The sequence below is a fragment of the Vibrio sp. 10N.222.49.A3 genome (assembly GCF_041475145.1).
Lineage (GTDB): Bacteria > Pseudomonadota > Gammaproteobacteria > Enterobacterales > Vibrionaceae > Vibrio > Vibrio tasmaniensis_A.
In genome coordinates this window covers 24,525-45,451 of sequence record NZ_JBFRVM010000050.1, presented here as the reverse complement: position 1 = coordinate 45,451, position 20,927 = coordinate 24,525, and the positions used below count along the sequence as shown (strand labels likewise).

Annotated in this window: 18 protein-coding genes; all 18 read right to left on the bottom strand. The window is 45.5% G+C overall.

All coding sequences use genetic code 11. The features are described from left to right. Window positions 1-104 precede the first annotated feature (104 nt). The gene (locus AB4589_RS10290) at window positions 105-896 is read right to left on the bottom strand and encodes a DUF1338 domain-containing protein (RefSeq protein WP_371710432.1); all 792 of its coding nucleotides are present in this window, start codon (window positions 894-896) and stop codon (window positions 105-107) included. Window positions 897-1,154: 258 nt separating this feature from the next. Then, window positions 1,155-2,612 (bottom strand): succinylglutamate-semialdehyde dehydrogenase, encoded by a 1,458-nt coding sequence (gene astD, locus AB4589_RS10285; protein ID WP_371710431.1) that lies wholly within the window; start codon window positions 2,610-2,612, stop codon window positions 1,155-1,157. Between the two features lie 39 nt (window positions 2,613-2,651). Continuing rightward, entirely contained in the window at window positions 2,652-3,671 is a 1,020-nt protein-coding gene (gene astA, locus AB4589_RS10280) for an arginine N-succinyltransferase (RefSeq protein WP_029223029.1), read from the bottom strand. Window positions 3,672-3,778: 107 nt separating this feature from the next. Beyond that, window positions 3,779-4,990: an aspartate aminotransferase family protein gene (locus AB4589_RS10275; protein WP_009848916.1), complete on the bottom strand. Its 1,212-nt coding sequence runs from the start codon at window positions 4,988-4,990 to the stop codon at window positions 3,779-3,781. 464 nt (window positions 4,991-5,454) lie between these two features. Next, entirely contained in the window at window positions 5,455-6,033 is a 579-nt protein-coding gene (locus AB4589_RS10270; RefSeq protein WP_009848915.1) for an aminodeoxychorismate/anthranilate synthase component II, read from the bottom strand. Between the two features lie 188 nt (window positions 6,034-6,221). Further along, complete coding sequence (locus tag AB4589_RS10265) at window positions 6,222-8,816, bottom strand: ExeM/NucH family extracellular endonuclease (protein ID WP_371710430.1); 2,595 nt, start codon at window positions 8,814-8,816, stop codon at window positions 6,222-6,224. Between the two features lie 384 nt (window positions 8,817-9,200). Continuing rightward, on the bottom strand, window positions 9,201-10,217 hold the full coding sequence (gene trpS / locus AB4589_RS10260) for a tryptophan--tRNA ligase (RefSeq protein ID WP_017103608.1): 1,017 nt from the start codon (window positions 10,215-10,217) through the stop codon (window positions 9,201-9,203). A gap of 175 nt (window positions 10,218-10,392) precedes the next feature. Then, window positions 10,393-11,079 carry a phosphoglycolate phosphatase gene (locus AB4589_RS10255; protein ID WP_371710429.1) on the bottom strand — a complete coding sequence of 229 codons (687 nt, stop codon included), beginning with the start codon at window positions 11,077-11,079 and terminating at the stop codon, window positions 10,393-10,395. A gap of 102 nt (window positions 11,080-11,181) precedes the next feature. Beyond that, complete coding sequence (rpe, locus tag AB4589_RS10250; protein WP_009848911.1) at window positions 11,182-11,856, bottom strand: ribulose-phosphate 3-epimerase; 675 nt, start codon at window positions 11,854-11,856, stop codon at window positions 11,182-11,184. A 188-nt stretch (window positions 11,857-12,044) separates the two neighbouring features. Next, entirely contained in the window at window positions 12,045-12,905 is an 861-nt protein-coding gene (locus AB4589_RS10245) for a Dam family site-specific DNA-(adenine-N6)-methyltransferase (RefSeq protein WP_012604942.1), read from the bottom strand. Between the two features lie 69 nt (window positions 12,906-12,974). Then, complete coding sequence (locus AB4589_RS10240; protein WP_122047188.1) at window positions 12,975-14,492, bottom strand: SPOR domain-containing protein; 1,518 nt, start codon at window positions 14,490-14,492, stop codon at window positions 12,975-12,977. Window positions 14,493-14,571: 79 nt separating this feature from the next. Beyond that, a complete protein-coding gene (aroB, locus tag AB4589_RS10235; RefSeq protein ID WP_012604944.1) occupies window positions 14,572-15,660 on the bottom strand; it encodes a 3-dehydroquinate synthase in 1,089 nt (362 codons plus the stop codon). Window positions 15,661-15,684: 24 nt separating this feature from the next. Further along, on the bottom strand, window positions 15,685-16,203 hold the full coding sequence (gene aroK, locus AB4589_RS10230; protein ID WP_009848907.1) for a shikimate kinase AroK: 519 nt from the start codon (window positions 16,201-16,203) through the stop codon (window positions 15,685-15,687). Between the two features lie 176 nt (window positions 16,204-16,379). Beyond that, window positions 16,380-18,098 (bottom strand): type IV pilus secretin PilQ, encoded by a 1,719-nt coding sequence (locus AB4589_RS10225; RefSeq protein WP_017100004.1) that lies wholly within the window; start codon window positions 18,096-18,098, stop codon window positions 16,380-16,382. A 35-nt stretch (window positions 18,099-18,133) separates the two neighbouring features. Next, the gene (locus tag AB4589_RS10220; RefSeq protein WP_135384704.1) at window positions 18,134-18,652 is read right to left on the bottom strand and encodes a pilus assembly protein PilP; all 519 of its coding nucleotides are present in this window, start codon (window positions 18,650-18,652) and stop codon (window positions 18,134-18,136) included. Continuing rightward, window positions 18,639-19,268, bottom strand: a complete 630-nt coding sequence (locus AB4589_RS10215; RefSeq protein ID WP_017100002.1) for a type 4a pilus biogenesis protein PilO — start codon at window positions 19,266-19,268, stop codon at window positions 18,639-18,641. The genes AB4589_RS10220 and AB4589_RS10215 overlap by 14 nt, the downstream gene beginning before the upstream one ends. Continuing rightward, window positions 19,261-19,875 (bottom strand): PilN domain-containing protein, encoded by a 615-nt coding sequence (locus AB4589_RS10210; protein WP_065679726.1) that lies wholly within the window; start codon window positions 19,873-19,875, stop codon window positions 19,261-19,263. Before AB4589_RS10210 ends, AB4589_RS10215 begins: the two co-directional genes overlap by 8 nt. Continuing rightward, on the bottom strand, window positions 19,859-20,884 hold the full coding sequence (gene pilM, locus AB4589_RS10205; RefSeq protein ID WP_372100334.1) for a type IV pilus assembly protein PilM: 1,026 nt from the start codon (window positions 20,882-20,884) through the stop codon (window positions 19,859-19,861). Before pilM ends, AB4589_RS10210 begins: the two co-directional genes overlap by 17 nt. Window positions 20,885-20,927: the final 43 nt, after the last annotated feature.

Genomic DNA, 20,927 nt, shown 5'->3' with positions numbered 1-20,927 from the left:
CGAGATACGAGATACGAGAAGAACTCACAGAATCCTATTTGTAAACTTCCTCGAAGCGAAGCGTACCCGCATCTTTAGGGTAAAACCCGTGCTTGTATCTTTCTTTAACCGTTGGTGCTCTCAAAGATCTTGTCAGCCGATGCTGCAACAAATCCTGTATAAAGCTCACCATTCGCCATCGCATAACGCTTAGCGAACTCGTAGAAGCCACCAGGAATCACCTCATTGCCTTCAACAAATGAAACTGGGACTTTGTCTGCCATTGTAGATGATTGCTCTAATAAGACCTCTGGAGAGCCTTTAACCTGACCGCCAGATGCATTGATAGTGAAACCTGAATCACTCAAATAGTCATTCACAGTCTGTACTTCATCGAACTCATTAAGCTGGTTCACACTCACCGTAAAGTGGTTTGCACCGTAACCATGAGCCGCTAACCAAGACGCGTATTCACTCTCTTTTGCTAGGACTTGGAAATCCGCGAAGCTCAGATCCCAAAGGCGACCACCAAACAAGAACTCATGACCTTGAAGCTTGCTTGCGTCTACTTGCTCAACCAACTTCGCAACGATCTGTTGTAAGTCACTTGAACACTCTTCTACCTTCAACTCACTAATGAACACTTTTGGTTGGTTTGGATCTGGGTGCTCGTAGTGCTTAGCCACTAGCTTCTTGCTCTCAAATAAGTAATCGCCACACGCCTTGTAACCTAACTCAAGAAAAGGTTTAGCCAATGTTTCAATACCTAGCGGTGCAACATTGAAAGTACGCAGTGCAATGTGATCGTTAATCAGGGCTTCGTCTTCTTTCAGCAAATGGTGTACTTTCTCAGCCGATGGGCAAAGCCTGTGAATGTAATCATTCCATAGTGATTTAAAGAGTAGATCGGGCGTCATGGTGACTCCTTGTCAGAGGTTCTAGCAAGCTAGTAATTTGGATTAGAAAGGGAGAGGCTGGACATAGAGTCAGCAGCCATCAGCCTGTGACATACTTGTTCTATTATTATCTACCGCCCAATCGAGGTGTCGGACGTGGGTGAAAATAGGAAGCGATAACACCGCTTCCTTATTACACAATCAATCAATGAATCTGTTACTCATGAACCTAGAGCTCATAAGCTTATGATTCATCAAGTTAAAGCTTAAGAACCAAAACTACAGCTCAATACCTGGGCTAAACGTAGTTGGCAGTTGAGTTTCACCACCTTCCATTGACGCCATTGGGTAAGCACAGTAGTCAGCCGCATAGTAAGCACTTGGGCGTAGGTTGCCTGAAGCACCCGGGCCACCAAATGGTGCATCACCACTTGCACCTGTTAGCTGGCGATTACGGTTAACAATACCCGCACGGATATGGTCAACGAAGTATTCCCATTCGGAATCGTCGGTTGAAACTAGGCCTGCAGACAAACCAAAGCGCGTGTCATTAGCCAGTTCAACGGCTTGCTCTAGCGATTGGTAGCGAACCACTTGCAGTAATGGGCCGAAGTACTCTTCATCTGGCAACTCAGCAATGTTGGTTGCATCGATAATACCCGGAGAAACAAACGCCGCTTCGCCCGCTTTTGCTTCGACTAGGCTTACACCACCTAACGATTGCAGATTAGCTTGCGCGTCCAAAATGAACTTAGCCGCCGCTTCGGAGATTTGTGGGCCCATAAAGGGTGCTGGTTCTGCGAACGGATGATCAACACGAATCTTCAAGGTAGCCGCAACGAGCTTATCGAGCAGTTGTTCACCCTTCTCGCCAACAGGAACATACAAACGACGAGCACATGTACAACGTTGACCCGCACTGATGAAAGCCGATTGGATAATGGTATAAACCGTCGCGTCAGCATCACCAAATTGGTCACTGATCACCATCGGGTTGTTGCCACCCATCTCTAGCGCCAGCATCTTGCCCGGTTGACCCGCGAATTGACGGTGAAGGATATGACCGGTATTAGCACTACCCGTGAATAGCACGCCATCAAGACCTTTAGCATCAGCCAGTGCGATACCTGTCTCTTTAGCGCCTTGCACTAGGTTGATCACGCCAGCAGGAAGGCCTGCTTCTTGCCATAGCTTCATCGCAAACTCACCTGTCCAAGGTGTCTGCTCTGACGGCTTAAATACCACGGTATTACCCGATAGCAGTGCTGGAACAATATGACCATTAGGTAGGTGACCTGGGAAGTTGTAAGGGCCAAATACCGCCATAACGCCTAATGGACGATGACGCAGTACGATTTGGTTACCTGCCGCTTCACGCGAAGCTTCACCAGTACGTTCGTGGTATGCACGAATAGAGATAGCGATTTTACCCGCCATTGCGCCCGCTTCAGTGCGAGTTTCCCAAATCGGCTTACCCGTCTCTTTTGCAATAATCTGTGCAATCTCTTCGCTGTTCTCTTTTACCTTCTCAGCAAAGTTCAACACGATCGCTTCACGCTCTGCAAAGCTCAGTTTCTTCCAAACTAAGAACGCATCACGAGCCGCTGCTACTGCAGATTCAACCTGCGCTGGTGTTGCACTATCGCCTTGCCACACGACTTCATTGTTGTATGGGCTTACTGATGTCATGGCGTCGCCTTGACCTGCCACCCACTGTCCTGCTATCCACTGAGTCATACTTCTATCCTTAAAATCTTCGACAGATAATCGCCGCTCTTATTGAGCCAACATACGAACGAATTCGCCTTCTTTTACTTCAAGAGCGCTTGCTACTTCAGATGATAAAATCACTGTGTCGCTTGCTTGGTCATACGCGCCTTTCGCGGCTACTGCGCGGAAGTTCTCAAATGAGGTATTACCAATTAGGAAGTCTTTAGAGCTGGAGTGCTCTGCAATTTTCACCTGAGCTCGAATCGCATGACGCACTGATTCAATGTTTCTTAAATCACACTCAACCGTTGGGCCTGCATCAAAGATGTCGACATAACCACGGTTAGTGAAACCTTCACGTTCCAACAACTTAAGTGCTGGGCGTGTATTATCATGTACCTCTCCAATCACCGCCTGAGCCTCTTTGCTCAGTAGGTTCACGTAGATAGGCAGCTTCGGCATTAGGTCAGCAATGAAGCCTTTCTTACCGATACCAGTGAGGTAATCAGCAAGCGTGAAATCAATTGAGAAGAAGTGCTCTTGCAGCCATTGCCAGAAAGGTGAGTTACCTTCCGCATCCGATACACCACGCATCTCAGCAAAAATCGTTTTCGAGAAACGCTCTGGGTGCTCTGACATGATCAGGAAGCGACACTTCGACATCAAACGACCATTCAATCCACCACGGAAAGCTGGACGCAAGAACAGTGTGCAGATCTCACTGCATCCGGTGTAGTTATTGCCGAAAGTCAGCAGCTTAACGACGTTATTCACGCCAAGCTTTTGCGATGAGTGAACCACTTTGCTGATGTGGTAAGAGTAAAACGGAACATCCCAGCCAATTGAGGCTTCGATGCCTGTCGTGCCTGCAACTTCTCCTGTTTCAGTGTCGAAGCCAACCATTAGGTAGCCTTCATCACCGGGTTCAGTCACGTCTTGTTTAGCAAAGCTGTATTCAGAGTGAGTAATTCGGTTAGTTAACAGTTCTTCGTTAACCGGAAGAGATGTGAATCCGTGACCAGATTCAACCGCGCAGGTATGCAGCGCATCGTAATCAGATAATTTTATTGGGCGAACAACTAGCATCAATATTCCCTCCAGATGCAAAACAGACCCAAAACCAGAAGCTTGGGCCTTTAGCAGTACGTCATGGGATCGCTCTAATGGCGATCATTCCTATGACGCCGCTCAGGCTAAACTAGCGTAGCGATTGCTTTGTCTAGTTTTGATAAACCTTCTTCAATTTCTTGTGTTGTGATAACCAGTGATGGAGTAAAACGAACTACGTTTGCACCCGCAACCAGTACCATCAAGCCTTGTTCGCCTGCTGCTACTAGTACATCACGAGCACGACCTTGCCATGCTTCATTAAGCGCAGCGCCTAGCAATAGGCCTTTACCGCGAACTTCACTGAATATTTGGTATTTGTCGTTAATCTTAGCTAAACCATCACGGAATAGTGCTTCGCGTTCTTTCACGCCAGCCAACGTTTCAGGTTGGCTTACTACGTCAACAACGGCTTCAGCAACAGCACACGCCAGTGGGTTACCACCGTAAGTAGAACCGTGCGTACCCACTTTTAGGTGTGTCGCAAGTTCAGACGTTGTTAGCATTGCGCCAATTGGGAAACCACCACCTAGTGATTTCGCTGTGCTTAGGATATCAGGTGTCACACCTAGACCTTGGTAAGCGTAAAAGTTACCTGTACGGCCATTACCTGTTTGCACTTCATCAAAGATAAGCAGCGCATTGTGTTTGTCACACAGTTCACGAACCGTGTTCACGAACTCAGATGTTGGAGAGATGATACCGCCCTCGCCTTGCAGAGGTTCCATCATGATTGCACAAGTACGATCAGAGATGTGCGCTTCTAGCGCTGCAATATCGTTGTAAGGCAGGTGAGTTACATCGCCCGGTTTAGGACCGAAGCCATCAGAGTAAGCCTCTTGACCACCCACCGTTACGGTAAAGAAAGTACGACCGTGGAAACCTTGTTTGAATGCAATAATTTCAGATTTCTCAGGACCGTGAACATCCGCAGCCCAACGACGAGCTAGCTTCAATGCTGCTTCATTCGCTTCTGCGCCAGAGTTGGCAAAGAATACTTTTTCTGCAAAACATACGTCGGTTAGCTTTTTCGCTAGACGCAGCGCAGGTTCGTTGGTCATCACGTTACTTAGGTGCCAAATCTTGTTTGCTTGCTCAGTAACTGCGTTAACCATTGCCGGGTGACAGTGACCCAAACAGCTCACAGCGATACCACCAGCAAAGTCGATATACTCTCGGCCTTGTTGGTCCCAAACGCGTGCGCCTTCCCCTTTTACTGGGATCATTTCCATTGGGTTATAACAAGGCACCATCACCTCATTAAACAGACTACGTTCTACTTTATTTTCCACTGTCATCGTACATTCCTTCTCGATACCGCAAGCTTCGCAAATAAGCGTAATGGTTCATAAGTGAGACAAAGATATTTTGTCTCGCCATAATCCCGCTGCAGCATTATATTTACATTTAATTAACCTTTTCAATAGTAGATTATTCTTTAGCCATCCCTCACAACCAGCTAAACGTCACTACCTATGACTATTTATGCATCAATTAATCTGTTTTATGAAGCTTTTTTTACCTAAACGTATGACTAGTAATAGCAAAGCCTTACTGGCACAGCGGTATATAGGGTTCGAGAGGAAATAACGCGAATAATTTTGCATAGGCTAAAAACTTAGCGAAGCGAGAGAGAAATGTTATAAAAAGTGATCGGCGTCAGAGGGAGAGAGGCGTGTAAAGCCCGAATTTAAACGCTTAACGAATGGGCTGACAGGTTTAACTGGCTTATTTAGGCGGAGAAAGGGTCAAATTTAAACACTTAGCGTGCTAGGAAGTTAGCGAGAAGTTGGTGTCCCTGCTCTGTTTTAATCGACTCAGGGTGAAATTGTACGGCATCAATCGGCAAGGTTTTGTGTTGATAACCCATGATCTCATCCATGCTGCCATCTTCAAATTCCGTCCAAGAGGTCAATTCAAAGCAGTCAGGCAGCGTGCCATTTTTCACCACTAGAGAATGGTAACGTGTCACGGTTAGAGGGTTATTCAACCCCTGAAAAACACTCTTGCCATTGTGGCGGATGGGAGAGGTTTTACCGTGCATCACTTGTCTGGCTCGCACGACTTCACCACCAAAGACTTGAGCAATGGCTTGATGACCAAGGCACACACCTAAGATAGGCAACTTACCCACGAAGTGTTCAATGACTTGCAGAGAGATTCCCGCATCATCGGGCGTACACGGGCCCGGCGAGATAACAAGATGGCTAGGATTCAGCGCTTCGATACCTGCGATATCAATCTCATCGTTGCGAACAACTTTCACAGTGACCCCTAACTCACAGAAATACTGATACAAGTTATAGGTAAAAGAGTCGTAGTTATCGATGATAAGTAACATGGGTCGAAATCGTTTGCTAAATACTAAATGATTGGGAGATATAGGGGCGGTATTGTGCAATACCCATGGCGAAAGGCAAGTGGAAACTGCATTTCGCCAATAATTAAGGCCAACCTAAGTTGACCTTAATTGTTTACAGATAACTTTCAGTTACCTGTATCAACTGGCTTGCGCAGTTAACGATGTCACTACTTGCGACGACGCCACATTGCTAAGCCAAACAATGACATCAATGCACCTAAGCCGAATGAACCACCGACTTTAAGCTCAAGAACTGCCGGATCATGATCCGATGAACGGAAGTGATCTTGGTGCTTCGGCAGATCACCTTTGAACTCTTCGTTGTAATCAAGCAACTTCGATTCACCGCCATTGATGTGCCAGTCAGTCGCATCCACCACCATGTCTTTCAGGCTGTCGCTGATCAACAGGTGATCCAAAGCGCCAACCTCATCATTGTATGAGTAGCTCCAGCTGTCTGGGTGCTTTTGAGCCACAGCATTAATGTAGCCGTAGTTCTTAGTAATCACCGCACCGTTATCGCCAAACTGCTCGACACCGTCAATGTAGGTGTTACGCGCCGCTTTGATTTGCTTACCGTATTTCTCTTCAGAGTAATCCGTCAGTACCAGCATTGGGTCTTCCATGCCGTACGAGTTCATATCACCCAGAATCACTTTATGGCCTTTGATGCCATCTAGCGCTTCACCCAGTGCAACCGCAGCAGCCACACGGAAGTTCTCACATGAGCCTTGCTTATCGGCGTCAACACCACCTTGGCCGCCCTGTTCGACAGGGGCTGCATCTTCCCAACACTTAGAACCTTTCGATTTAAAGTGATTAATCGCAACGGTCAGTTTCTCTTTGGTGCCTTTCACTTTAAAAGTTGGCGCCAATGAGTCACGTTGATAGTTCTTACCGTCTTCAATCACCTTGCCTGAATCGTCTAACACTTCTGGCGCTTGTTGGCTTGGCATCGCGATAACACGACTGTCTTTAAGCTTAACCACTTTCTTACGGTAGATAACACCTGTTGTAATGACATCAGTACCAATCGAGTCCATCTCGTCGGTCACGCCATCTTCGTTCGAATCGACAGCCACAAAGGTATAGCGGTCTTTCTTACGCTCAATGCGGTCATTCAGTTGGTTAACAAGCTGCTGAATGGCAGAGCCTTCACCAAAACCGTTGTTCTCAATTTCCATCAAACCAATGATGTCGGCATCTAGACGAAGAATCGCGTTCACAATCTTCTCTTGCTGCATCTCAAACTCAGTGATGGTGTTCGCGCCACGGTTGTTGCCGTGTTGGTTCGCGTCACCGCCAAATGGAGAGTTAAAGTAGTTCAATACGTTGAAGGTCGCGATACGTAGATCACCTTCATCCATATCAGGCTTGTCAGTACGTGGGTCATTTCGGACAAAGTTCTCAGCCGAGATCTGGTTGGTTGTCACTAAGCGATACTCGCCGTAGCTGTAAGTCAGCACGCCTTCTAGGCCAACAATGGTGTCATCAATACGGATGTAGTCTTCTGTTGAACCATCTTGGTCAATATCGGTACGGCCAAAGTCTGGGTAGAAAGGAACCTGTCCGTCACCGGCTTTTTGATCGGTTTCAACAAAAAGACGACGGTCTGCGTTATCTTTAGTTTGCTGTTTCGCATCTTCAGAGCCTGCTGCAGATAACTGGTTCGGCTGCATGTTAATACGCTCATGGGCCAGTACCATGTTGTTACGACGACCTGCGTAATCATAACCAAAGGTACGCGTTACACGCATATCAAGCGCTTCGGTTGCTTTCACCAACATGCCTTCATGGCGTTCAAGCGTTACAGCGAAGTTCTCGTCACGGTCTAAGGCTTCAATTGCTGTCGCTTCAGGCGCTTGTTGCTCGCCCTGCTTAAGCCATTGGTTGTTTTCAACTTTAAGCTGAGTATGACTGTAATACTCTTGAACCTTACCTTTCACACACACGACATCGCCCGCAGCCAGTTCTGAACTCGATTGATTGGTGTGGATAAATAGACCTTCAGAAGTGCTTGAATTAAAGTCATCCTCAAGTGCTTGCAGGTAGAAACCTTTGGTTATGCCAGTAGTGACTGCACTTACCACACCTTTGACGAAGTATTCATCGTCAGTGATGTATGGATAGCCATCAATGAACGGTGATGTTGCGCCTTCACCTTGGATCTCTTGAATAGTCGTGAATACAGGAGCAGAGCCATCTTGTGTACAGGCAAACGCGTCAGGCAACTCTACATTGTCTAGTGAACCTAGCCCTTCAATACTGTCCTTAGGTAACGATACCCATTGCGAAGCATCAAACGTCGCAGAAGGTGTTTGTTTAGCACGAACCAAAGTAACATCTTTCCCCCAGTCCACATCGCCCATCAAACCGACAACATCGTGCACCGAACCATCTGAATTCAAGATAGCCAGCGGATCGTCACCATTGTGATTAGCAATCGACGCGTTAAGAATATCAGCCGCCACTTTAATTTCGTTACTTGCGCTGGTGTGCGCAACCACAAGTACTTCACCGGGCGCTAAAACGTGGCCATTCAAAGGTAAAGTGGCGCCCCATGATCCATTACCATTCGCAGACTTCGCCAACGAGTAACCATCTAAATTAATGCTGCTATCGCCGTTATTGGCAATCTCAACCGCTTTGTTATAGCTGCCGCCTTCCACATATTGTGAAATAAACAAATCAGCGTGTGCGCTTGTGGTTAACAAGCTACCAATTGCCACTGCTAGCAATGAAGGTTTATGTAAAAGAGCCATCCGTTTCACCTAAGTTCATCGATTTATAGTCACTGCCATCTATGGGCAGTCATGTATTTTGTGGTAACTATCAGGTTTATTTATGAAAGGAATAAGTCAGTTGGCAAGAAAATGAGGAACTTATCACTTTGGAATCATCAATTGTTTGGCACGTTTTATATTTCCAACATATATAGAAACAAGAGTGACTTTATAAAACTTGAGGATGCCAAATAAGATCACCTGCACAGCATTAGTATGATGAATGTGTTAGCTAGATAATGCTTAAATTATCAATTCAAACAAGAGATTTACTGGGAAAGTAAATGGAGCGGGCAATAAAAAGCCCAAAGTAAACAAAGTCACTTTGGGCTTGAATTTCTAAACGAGTCGTTTTAGTTCACTCTATGGGCGAGTAACAAAACCTACCGCTTCGTATGCTTTTTTCAGTGTTACTGCAGCACGCTCAGACGCTTTTTCAGCACCCGCTTTCATTACTGCATCCATGTAAGCACGGTCAGCACGGATACGGTGGTATTCAGATTGAATCGGCTCAAGCATTTCAACTAATGCTGCGCCTACGTCTTTCTTGAATGGACCGTACATCTCAACGCCTTGGTATTGCGCTTCGATCTCTTCGAAGGTTTTACCCGTCGCTGCTGAGTAAAGACCCATTAGGTTAGAGATACCCGCTTTGTTTTCCCAATCGTGGGCAATACGTGGTGGCGTTTCTGCATCGGTTTGCGCTTTGTTGATCTTCTTGATGATCGACTTAGGCTCTTCTAGCAGAGTAATCACGTTCTTACGGTTGTCATCCGACTTAGACATCTTCTTCGTCGCATCTTGCAGGCTCATTACACGTGCATTCACTGTTGGAATGTAAGGTTCTGGAACTTGGAAGATTGGCGTTTCAGGACCGTAGATGTTGTTAAAGCGATTTGCGATATCACGCGCTAGCTCTAAATGTTGTTTCTGGTCGCTACCTACTGGCACCTGGTGAGCACCGTAAAGCAGGATGTCTGCAGCCATCAACACTGGGTAGTCGTATAGGCCTACGTTTACGTCATTTGAGTGACGTGCAGACTTATCTTTAAACTGAGTCATACGGCTCAGTTCACCCATTTGTGTGTAACAGTTAAGAAGCCAACCAAGTTGAGCATGCTCTGGTACGTGTGACTGAACAAATAGAGTGCTCTTCTTTGGATCAACACCGACAGCAAGACAGATTGCTAATGCGTCTAGAGTCGCTTCATGCAGTGCTTTCGGGTCTTGACGAACCGTAATTGCGTGAAGGTCTACAACACAGTATTGGCAATCGTAATCATCTTGCATCTGTTGCCATTGACGTAGAGCACCCAAGTAGTTACCGATACTTAGTTCACCAGATGGTTGAACACCACTCAATACGATGGGCTTGCTCATGGTTTTAATTCCTTTGCTTGTTAGCTAAGCTCGTTAACTTAGTTTCTTAACCTAGTATCTGAAAAACTTAGCTTCTTAACTTTAAAATAGAAAGCCGTACAGCTCTTCTGTACGGCTCATCCAGTGTACTCATTGATAAGTATTTTGCTAGTAGGTTAGCTAACTTTTATCCGCTTTATGCTGAAACTAGAACGACATCTAGTAATTGCGCAATATTGTCTGCGACATAGTCAGGGTTTGATACTGAAATCGACTCACCGTGGTTGTAGCCGTATGTCAGACCAAACGAGTGACAGCCGGCATTCTTAGCCGCTTTGATGTCATTGCTTGAATCGCCAACCATCAGCATCTCTTCAGCTTTTACATTGTGCTTTTCTAGCAACCAGTTCAGCGCGACTGGATTCGGCTTTTTCTCTGGGAAAGAGTCGCCGCCCAACACATCAACAAAGTACTTATCGATACCGTGTTGCGCCAGAACGGCTGGTACAAATTTCGATGGCTTGTTTGTTACAAGCGCCATGGTGAAGCCCGCTTTATCCAACTCAGCTAACGTTTCTTTTACTGATGGGTAAAGGTGGCTCAGCTTATGCCCACTCTGCTCGTAAAAATCATCAAACAAGATACGCGCTTTCTTTAGCAGTTCAGGCTCTAGGTTTGGATCAACCGTCAAGTTGCGGCTCAGTGAGCGCCCGATAAGAACGTCAGCACCATTACCCACGTAGTCGCGAACTTGCTCTTCGCTTACAGAAGAAAAACCCAGTTCCTGACAAGCCTGATCGGCGGCAATAGCCAAATCAGGCACGCTATCTAACAAGGTTCCATCCAAATCAAAGGCAATCAGTTTTATTGAGCTTAATGACATCTTACTTTCCTATTTATTATGTCCGTCTTATGAGTTGAGCTCCAAGACGTAAAAAAGGGGCCAATGAGCCCCTTAATATTCAATCTATCTGTAGTTTTACGATTATGCGTTTACTTTTGCAAGCTCTGAACGCATCTCATCAATCACTTCTTTGTAATCCGGTTGATTGAAGATAGCAGAACCGGCAACAAACATGTCTGCGCCCGCTTCTGCGATTTCACGGATATTATCTACCTTCACGCCACCATCAATTTCAAGACGGATATCACGGCCTGATTCGTCAATAAGTTTACGAACTGCGCGCAGCTTATCAAGTGTGTGAGGAATGAAAGATTGACCGCCAAAGCCAGGGTTCACTGACATCAGTAGAATCATGTCGACTTTGTCTAGGATGTAATCAAGGCAAGAAAGTGGCGTAGCTGGGTTAAGTACGACACCCGCTTTACAGCCGTGTTCTTTGATTAACTGTAGAGTGCGATCAACGTGCTCAGACGCTTCAACGTGGAAGGTAATCATTGATGCGCCAGCTTTGGCAAACTCAGGTACGATGCTGTCTACTGGCTTAACCATTAGGTGAACATCGATAGGAGCTGTGATGCCGTAGTCGCGCAATGCTTTACAGATCGGTGCACCAAAAGTCAGGTTAGGTACGTAGTGGTTATCCATCACATCGAAGTGCACAACGTCGGCACCGGCTGCGAGTACTTTTTCGACGTCTTCACCAAGACGAGCAAAATCTGCAGACAAAATCGATGGAGCGATTAGAAAATCTTTCATACCAAACCTCTTAAGAGTGAGTAAATTGCGAATATCACCGCCTTGTGACCTCTCATACACAAGTACAAGACTCAATCCCAAGACTATTTGGTGTGCAATTCTACCTAAGCACCTAAGCAGATCCTAGCAGTTCGAAAGATTAGTTTAAGAAAGTACCCGTGGGTCACTCAATTTAATGAGTTCGAGGATTATTCTGACGACGACAATTCTGTTGAAGCGTGTTGCTGGTTTTTCTCTTTATGGAAAAGCGCCAGTAACTCATCAACTTTATTGCGCCCTGCGCCATTACGGCTAATGGTGCGCTTAACCTTGACCACGTTCAGTTCCGCACCATGGTATAAACGGCGCGTTAAGGTGGTGTCATGGTTTGAAATCAAGACAGGAATATCGCGTTCCATCGCCGCTTTTTCAGCGACATCCGCCAGTGCAGCTTGGTCATCTAAGCTAAAACCATTACCTGCGTAAGAGGTAAAGTTAGCCGTGTTCGACAGCGGTGCGTATGGAGGATCACAGTAAACCACGCAACCTTTACGCGCGCGGCTAAAGGTTTCATGGTATCCCTCACAGACGAAGGTGGCTTTTTTCGCTTTCTCAGCAAAAAACTCTAGCTCGGCTTCAGGGAAATAAGGTTTTTTATAAGAACCAAACGGAACGTTAAAACCGCCCTTCTTGTTGTAACGACACAAGCCATTGAAGCCAAATCGGTTCATGTACAAGAAAGCTAACGAGCGATACATAACGTTATCTGTACCATTGAACTCAGCGCGAACATCTAAGAACACTTCTCTACGGTTATTCTCCGGACAGAACCAACGCTTCGCTTCAGTGATATAGGTTTCAGGATCGGTTTTAAGTAGATTGTATAGGTTGATAAGATCAGGATTAATATCTGCAAGTAGGTACTGTTCAAAATCAGTATTCAGAAATACTGATCCGGCACCGACAAACGGTTCTACCAATTTACGAGCAGGTGGCAGGTGACGTTGGATGTCTTCAACTAGGCCATATTTACCACCAGCCCATTTTAGAAAGGCACGCTGCTTTTTCATTTACTGCTCTATCTATCAACTCAAAAATAAGGCTGCGGAATGTAACATATTTTGAGGCTAAGCTCAGGGTTATTTCGCACGTTCTATCTCTCGATGCACTTGATTCATCGATTTTGCCCAAGGTTCCAACTGTTGAAGTGGTTTTGATAACGCACTTGCCGCATCTCGCGCCACTTGAATCGTTGGGTAATCTTGATAAGTGATAATAAACCACTTGGTGTCGTTACGAAGTGTTGGGTAAATACGAACCTTGTTCTCAAGCTCATACTCTTCAATGAAAGATTGTACATCTTCCAATGATGTCATCGCACTCAACTGCAGGGTATAAGCGCGCGGCGAGATAGCTTGTAGCTCTTCGCGTGCAAATGAAAATGTGATTTTTTTTGTCGGAGGTGCTGATTGTGTTAGCTCTGAACCTTCATTCGTTGCCGGCAATGACTCACGTTCCACAACATCAGGCTGCGGGAGAACGACTGCATCTGTCTTTTCTTCAACTACAGCTTCAATTGCACTGGTATCAACACTCTCAGATTTATCATCAAGCAAAGCATCGACCACATCAGAGGTGATCACCACACGTTGCTGATCTTGTTCTACCTGACCAACACTGGCTGTCTCTTCAACCACGACCGGCGGCAGAGAAGAGCTGTCATCGTCAGCACCTTGATAACTCATATCAACTTCGGCTTCAGAATCGACAGTTCCGTCGATTGTGGCTTGCTCAGTTACATTTTCCACTTCCAACGTTGGAATAACTGTCTGCTCAATAGGGGCGATAATAGATTGCGCTTTATCGTCAGGCGTTGGTTGATTAAACATCCACCAGTAACCGCCGCCGATAACAAGCAACAACAACGCCACCACAATCGCAATATTGATAGGTGAACCAATGATTGAGCGAATAATAATCCTTTTTTCCACTTTCAATTCTCCTAAGGCCATTAGCTCACCGGGCAAAGGTTGCGCTTTTTTAAATGCATTTCGCACCCGAGATTCTGACTCATCATCGACATATCGAATCACCAGTGACTCAAAGAAATGTTCAGCTTCTGGTTGCGAAAGATCATCGATCTCAAGGGCGATAGGTTTGTGCGGCTGACCGTAACTAAGTCGTGTTAATAGCGTGTCTAGGTGACCAGTTTGCGAGAACAGAACGATATTAATCGTCCATTGAGGGTTTGATTGAGATTCAAGTACCAACATCCATAATTCTGATACCAGTAGCTCAGACAATCGGTGGGCGTCATCAATGACAATAAGCACATTACACGTATCTCCATCCAGTAACCTAGCAAGGCTATCAGATAAAGAATCATGTTGATTAAAGAGTGGGTCAGAAACAATCTGACTAAGAATAAGTGCGCGGCGCTGTTGATCGTCTTGGCTTGGGTGACAAAGCAGTAAACACTGATTTTTTTCTGTCGACCATGCTTCAAGATAACGCTGAGCTAACCAAGATCGGCCAGAACCCGTTTTACCAGCAACATTTACAAAGTTTGAACCAAAGTTAGTTAAAAGCTGTAAACGCTCTAGCAACTCAACTTGAGACTCTAACTCCAATACTCTTAAATCATGAGCCAAACTCATTGGGGATCCCTACTGATAAGTTCGATCTGTAAAGCGCTTCAGTTGCCTAACTTTTAGCTAGGCAACCTCACAACCGAATTTAAAGAGTACGGCAGAAATCAATCGCTTGTTTAATGATGTCTTGAGGTACATCAGCAACCACTTCAGCAGTACCAATACTTGTTGGTAATACCAGACGCAACTGACCAGACAGCACTTTTTTATCGCGCATCATGTGCTTCATAAAGTCTTCAAAAGACATGCTTTCTGGCGTATGGATTGGTAGTTTCGCATTCTTGAGTATAGAAATAATTCGCTCAAGTTGCTGCTGAGAAATCAGTCCCTGTAATTGGGCGGTTTTTGCTGCCATTACAGTGCCTGACGACACAGCTTCACCATGTAGCCAATTACCATAGCCTAGTTCTGCTTCAATCGCATGACCAAATGTATGACCTAGGTTCAATAACGCTCTGATTCCTGACTCTTTTTCATCGATAGCAACCACTTCAGCCTTAATTGCACAACAACGAGCAATCGCGGTAATCAGTGCGTCTTCATCAAGTTGATACAGTTTCTCTAGATTCTGTTCCAACCAGCCAAAAAAGGCTTCATCGTAAATGATGCCGTATTTGATCACCTCAGCCATACCCGCTGCAAACTCACGCTCTGGAAGCGTTGATAGGCAGTTAGTATCGATGATGACAGATTTTGGTTGGTAAAAAGCGCCGATCATATTCTTGCCAAGGGGATGGTTCACTGCCGTTTTACCACCTACAGAGGAGTCCACTTGAGAAAGAAGGGTCGTCGGGATTTGAATGAAATCAATACCGCGTTGATAACAAGAAGCAGCAAAACCAACCAAATCACCGATAACACCACCACCTAAAGCAATCACCACCACATCGCGGCTGTAATTTCCTTCAAGCATGTAGCTCATCACTGAATTGAACGTTTCAAGGTTTTTGTACTGTTCACCGTCTGGCAGCTCGAGAAGAGATGTTTGACAGCCGACTTGATCCAATAGCGATAAAATTTTATCAGCATAAAGAGGCGCTACTGTCACATTACTGATAACAACAACTTTCTGCTTACCTGATAAAAAAGAAAGGTACGCCGGGTCTTCAAATAACCCGGCGCCAATAGAGATAGGGTAGCTACGCTCAGCTAGATTGACCGTAATCCGTTCCATGGGTTTGCTCTCCGAAAAATGAACTTAACGTTCTTCTAGCATTTTTACGATCTGGTTGGCTACCACTTTTGCACTTTGGTCGTCAGTACGAACTGTGTAGTCCGCCACTTCTTCGTATAGTGCGTTGCGAGATACAGCTAGATCTTCTAGCACATCACGCGGGTTGTCTGTTTGAAGTAGAGGGCGTTTCTTGTCGCGGTTAGTGCGAGCAAGTTGCTTTTCAATTGTTGTCTCTAGGTATACAACAATGCCTCGTGCAGATAGACGGTTACGGTTTTCTTTGCTCAGCACTGAACCACCACCTGTCGCAAGAACAATACCTTGTTCTTCTGTCAGATCGTTGATTACAGATTCTTCGCGCTTACGGAAACCATCTTCGCCCTCAACATCAAAAACCCATGCGATGTCTGCGCCAGTGCGCTCTTCGATCACAGTGTCAGAGTCTAGAAACTCCATATGAAGTTGGGAAGCTAGGTGTCTACCAATTGTACTTTTGCCGGCGCCCATTGGGCCAACAAGAAAAATATTGCGTTTCTCAGCCATGTTTTTAGCAGTAATTTACAACGTTAATTCAATGACATCGCCACAAGGTAGGTCAGTACAAGTACTGAAATTAAAAGGCCCGTGGCACCGATTCCTCACAGATAATTCGTGATAAGACCCGAAATTATCAAGGTTAGGTGCCACTAATGCAACTTTATTTTTAATCTAATTGCTCATTACTGAATCACAACTTTAGGTGTAACAAAAATAAGTAGTTCACTTTTGCCTACATTTTCATAGCTACGACGGAACAATGCGCCAAGAACAGGAAGGTCTCCTAACAGTGGAACTTTATCAACTTGGCTGCTCACACTGTGTTGAAAAATACCACCCAACACGACCGTTTCACCATTATTAACAAGCACTTGCGTACCAATTCTTTGCGTATCAATAGCGACCGCCTCACCGGTGCCGGTTTTCACCACTTGCCCTGGCCTATCTTGAGTCACGCTCAAATCCAATACCAAACGATTATCGGGGGTGATCTGCGGAGTCACCTTGAGACTCAATACCGCTTTCTTAAATGCGACTGAAGTAGCACCACTTGAAGAAGACTCTAAATAAGGGATTTCAGTACCTTGCTCAATATAAGCGGGTTTTTTATTGGTGGTAATTAAGCGTGGGCTAGAAATAATCTCTGCTTTCGACTCTTGTTGCAGTGCTGACAATTCAAGATCAAGCAAGGTATCAGAACCCAGCTTGGCTACCTGAAACGCAATACTCGACGCGCTCGGGGAAGTTGCTCCTAAATTAACGTTGAGGAAATCGTCAATCGCACTATTCCCACCATTGTCGTCATACGGCGTAATTTGCGATGGATGGTTGCCCTCTATCGAGCCGCCAACTTTGAAGCTTCCGTTAGTCGAGGAAACGCCCCAACGCACTCCTAGTTCATCAAGATTACCCTCAGTAACAGTGACAATACGTGCTTCTATCTGAACTTGCTTCACGGGAATGTCTAGCGATTCAATAATGCCTCGTATCACCGCAATGTTTTCTTCCAATTCACGGATCAACAGGGAGTTAGTTCGCTCATCAATGGTAATCGAGCCTCGCTCGGACAACATGCTTACCGCCCCTTCCCCACCAATCATGTCGGCAATGTCGGTGGCTTTGGCAAAGTTAATCTTGATGATTTCCGACTTGAGTTCACCTAGCTCTTCTTCCAAACGAGATTTCTCTAGCGCTTGTTGCTCTCTAAGGTCGAGCTCAGCTTTAGGTGCCACCAAGATAACGTTGCCATCAACACGCTTATCCAACCCCTTAACTTGCAAGATAATGTCGAGAACTTGCTGCCAAGGCACACCATCTAAACGTAAAGTCAGATTACCCGTGACTGAATCAGAAACAACGAGATTGAAATCGTTGTAATCAGCAATAAGCTGCAAAACATTACGTACAGGGATATCTTGGAAGTTAATCGATATCACCTTGCCTTCTTTTTCTAAAACATTTTTCTCTATTGTCACTTCATCAATAGTAGGCCTACTGATCATTACCTCAATAAAGCGACCTTTTAAGTTGTATTCATATTGATAGTCACCAGCGATCGTTGCCAACAATCGCGTACTGGGCGTTTCCTTATACACCTCAATACCTTCAACTGAGGTCGCGAAGTCCTTCACATCCAGGAGGTAAAGCTTATCGTCATTCACCTGAGTATTGAGTAACTCGATACTTAAACCTTCCTGAGCACGTTGAACATCCACCACAGCAGTGCTGGTTGCCAATTCGATAATGATGACGGCGTCTTTCTCCTTGTTGACCCTAAAATCAATATTTTCCAATTGATTTGGCAAGCTCTCGGCATAGCTGAACACGCTAACCACCAACATCACAGACACAGCAAAACCTTGTAGAGCCTTGCTCACTAATCCACTTATTCCTTTAATCATATTTACATCTCATATCCACATCATGTGACATTGGTTTACTTCAGAGCGAGCCTAACGTTGCGCTTATGCCAACAACCTAAACCATCTGGAAGAGTTTCATTAATCTGTACATACTGGCTCGTCACCTTAGTAACTCGACCATTGTTTAAGCCAATAAACTGACCTTTTTTCACATTGACCACGTTCCCTTTTGGGGTTTGTACTAACCCTGAAACGCTTGTTCCACTGCCCATTACGCCTCTTAAACGCAGCTTACTCAGCGGGTATTTTTCTAGCTTGCCATTGCGAGAGCGTGCGCTTGGTTGCCAACAGTCTTTCTTCACCAAGGGTTGGTTTTGTACGATGGCTTCTTTAGGGAGCTCAAAGGGAGGACGAAAGGCGTGGCGTTGATAAGTTGCGGCTAAGAACTCCGTTTCTGGGACAAGTTTTTCTACCTCTTTTCTCGCCTTAGCTTCAACTTGCCTCACAAAATCTTCTAACGAATCCTGATTGGATTTACAGCCTGAAAGCACAAGCAGTAACAATAGGGACAAAAGGGCGCTACTGAATTTCATCATTCACCTCCGATTTAAACTGATAGGTGTAAGCTCGAACCCTGAAATGTAGCGTGCTACTTTCTTGACTGACTCGCTGCCAATTCACATCATCGAAGCTAATAATGCGCGGCAGTTTCGCGATGGCCGCGGAGAAATCGCCAATCTCGTGGTAATCACCGGTTAGCTCAATATTGAGGGGTAACCGATAGAGGAATTCCTTGTTCTGCTTTTGCCCCCAATCAATGCGCGTAAAGGTCAGCGCATTATCCAAACCAAGTTCATTCACTGAGGCCAACATACTGGCGAGCTCCTTTTGAACGGGTAGTTGTTCTAACAGATAGTCGTAGCGACTGGTTAGCTCATCCAACTGACTCTGAAGCTTAGGCAAAGCCGCAACCTTGTTCGCTTTTATCCTTAACGTTGCTTTCAAAGTCTGCTCTTGCTGCTTCATCTGCTGCAGTTCATCGTCTAAAGGCAGCAAATACAGCCAAGTCCCGACACCTTGGATTAATATCATCAGCAACAGAATAACGAGCAGTTGGGGCAACAACGGCCATTCGGTGATCTCATCAGCATCGAGATCTTGCAAGCTCACACTATTTTGCCAGCTAATCCTACTTTGAAGGTTAGCCATGATTTGCCCCCTTCTCTTTTCTGCTCGCGGTTGCGCTCTCTGCGGTTGTGTTTTCTAAAGAAACAGGGCTAAACACAAAAGAGACCTTGAAGGTCTGAAACTCTTTATTGAAGCGTTTTCGGTTATGGATAATAGAGTGCATCTCGACCCCTTTAAGAGAATCAGAACGCTCTAGATTGTCCAACATTGTGGCGAGGCGAGCCGTACTGTCGCTGATACCGGCCATCTCAATCTCCTGACCATTCATCTTTATCTTGTCGACATACACCCCTTCAGGAATCAGCTCCGGCATTAGATTCATAAAGTCGGTGGTCTTATTACGGCCAAGCTGTAACGACTCCACGACATCAAGTCGAGTCAGAATGGCTTTGTGTTCTTGTTCTGCAACTTTTAACGATTGAATTTGTCGGTCGAGCTCGGCAATGTATTGATTAAGATAATTGAGGCGAGCTTGCTGTTTGGCTTGTTGATCTTGAAAATAGTGACCAACCGCCCATTGCCCTGTAAGTGCAATGATGACGCCAAGAATGACTAGGTGAATAAAACGCTTCTTGTGCTGAGCGCGAATCTCATCACGCCACGGCAGCAGGTTAATTTGATGCAACATGCTTCTCTCCTTGCCACTTGAGTCCACTCATCGCCATACCCGCGGCAATGCCGAAATGTTGCCAGTTCATCGGCAGTTGGTGCCGCTTCGCCACCTTGTTCTCAAATAACGATAAAGGATTGAGCGATTCACAACTCATCTGAAAATGGCGCTCTAGATCTTCAACTACCATCGGAATGCTGGCTCCTTCGCCCATCAGCCAGATCCCGGATATCGGCTCAAGTGCATTCACTGAGGAATAGAGTTGCAACTGTCGCTTAAGCTTTTCAACCAAATTAACAATAAACCGATGTGTCTCCTCTGCGTTGCCGAACACACCTTCTGTATAACTCGGGCTGTCAGTACCGCGAAGATCTTGAGTACCAAAGGCGATGTCTTTATAGAAAGGTGCTGAATCCTGCGGGATAATGCCTAACGACGTTTGGTCAACTCCCACGTCCACCAGCAACCAGTTACTTTTTTCAGGGTAAAGGCGTGAAGCCAACTGCCAAATATTGAGCAGACCATGTGCTTGGGTGTCGATGACAACAGGTTTAAATCCGGCTTTATTTAAAGCATCCGCTCGACTGTCTACAACTTCATTACGAGTCGCATATATCTGATAGCTAGTTGTCGATCCTTTACCAAATCGTTTGTCTTCCAGCTTTACAAAATCTAAACTCAGCTCCTCGATAGGAAAGGGAGATTGATGAGCAAAGGTTTGATAGATAGAAAACTCCTTTTCTCTGTCTTCTAAATCACTCTCTATTTGCAGTACTTTGCTGATCACCGTGTTATCGGGTACCGAAATGGCGACGTTGCGACAGCCAAAAGGCAGTCCTTTCCTAAGTTCTTTAAGTTTCTTAACAGTTTTCTGATACTCCAAAGTATGGTTAGCTGTAAAAATGTCGTCCGAAATCGGCAGCTCTTTGTATCCCACTAGGGCATACAACTCCCCCACGGGTTTTAGTACCACGGCTTTGATGCTGTGATGATTTATATCTATACCTGTAATTAATGATGAACCCATGTGACCTAGCTCCTGAAGTGCCAAGCATTTCGTTGATTATCTA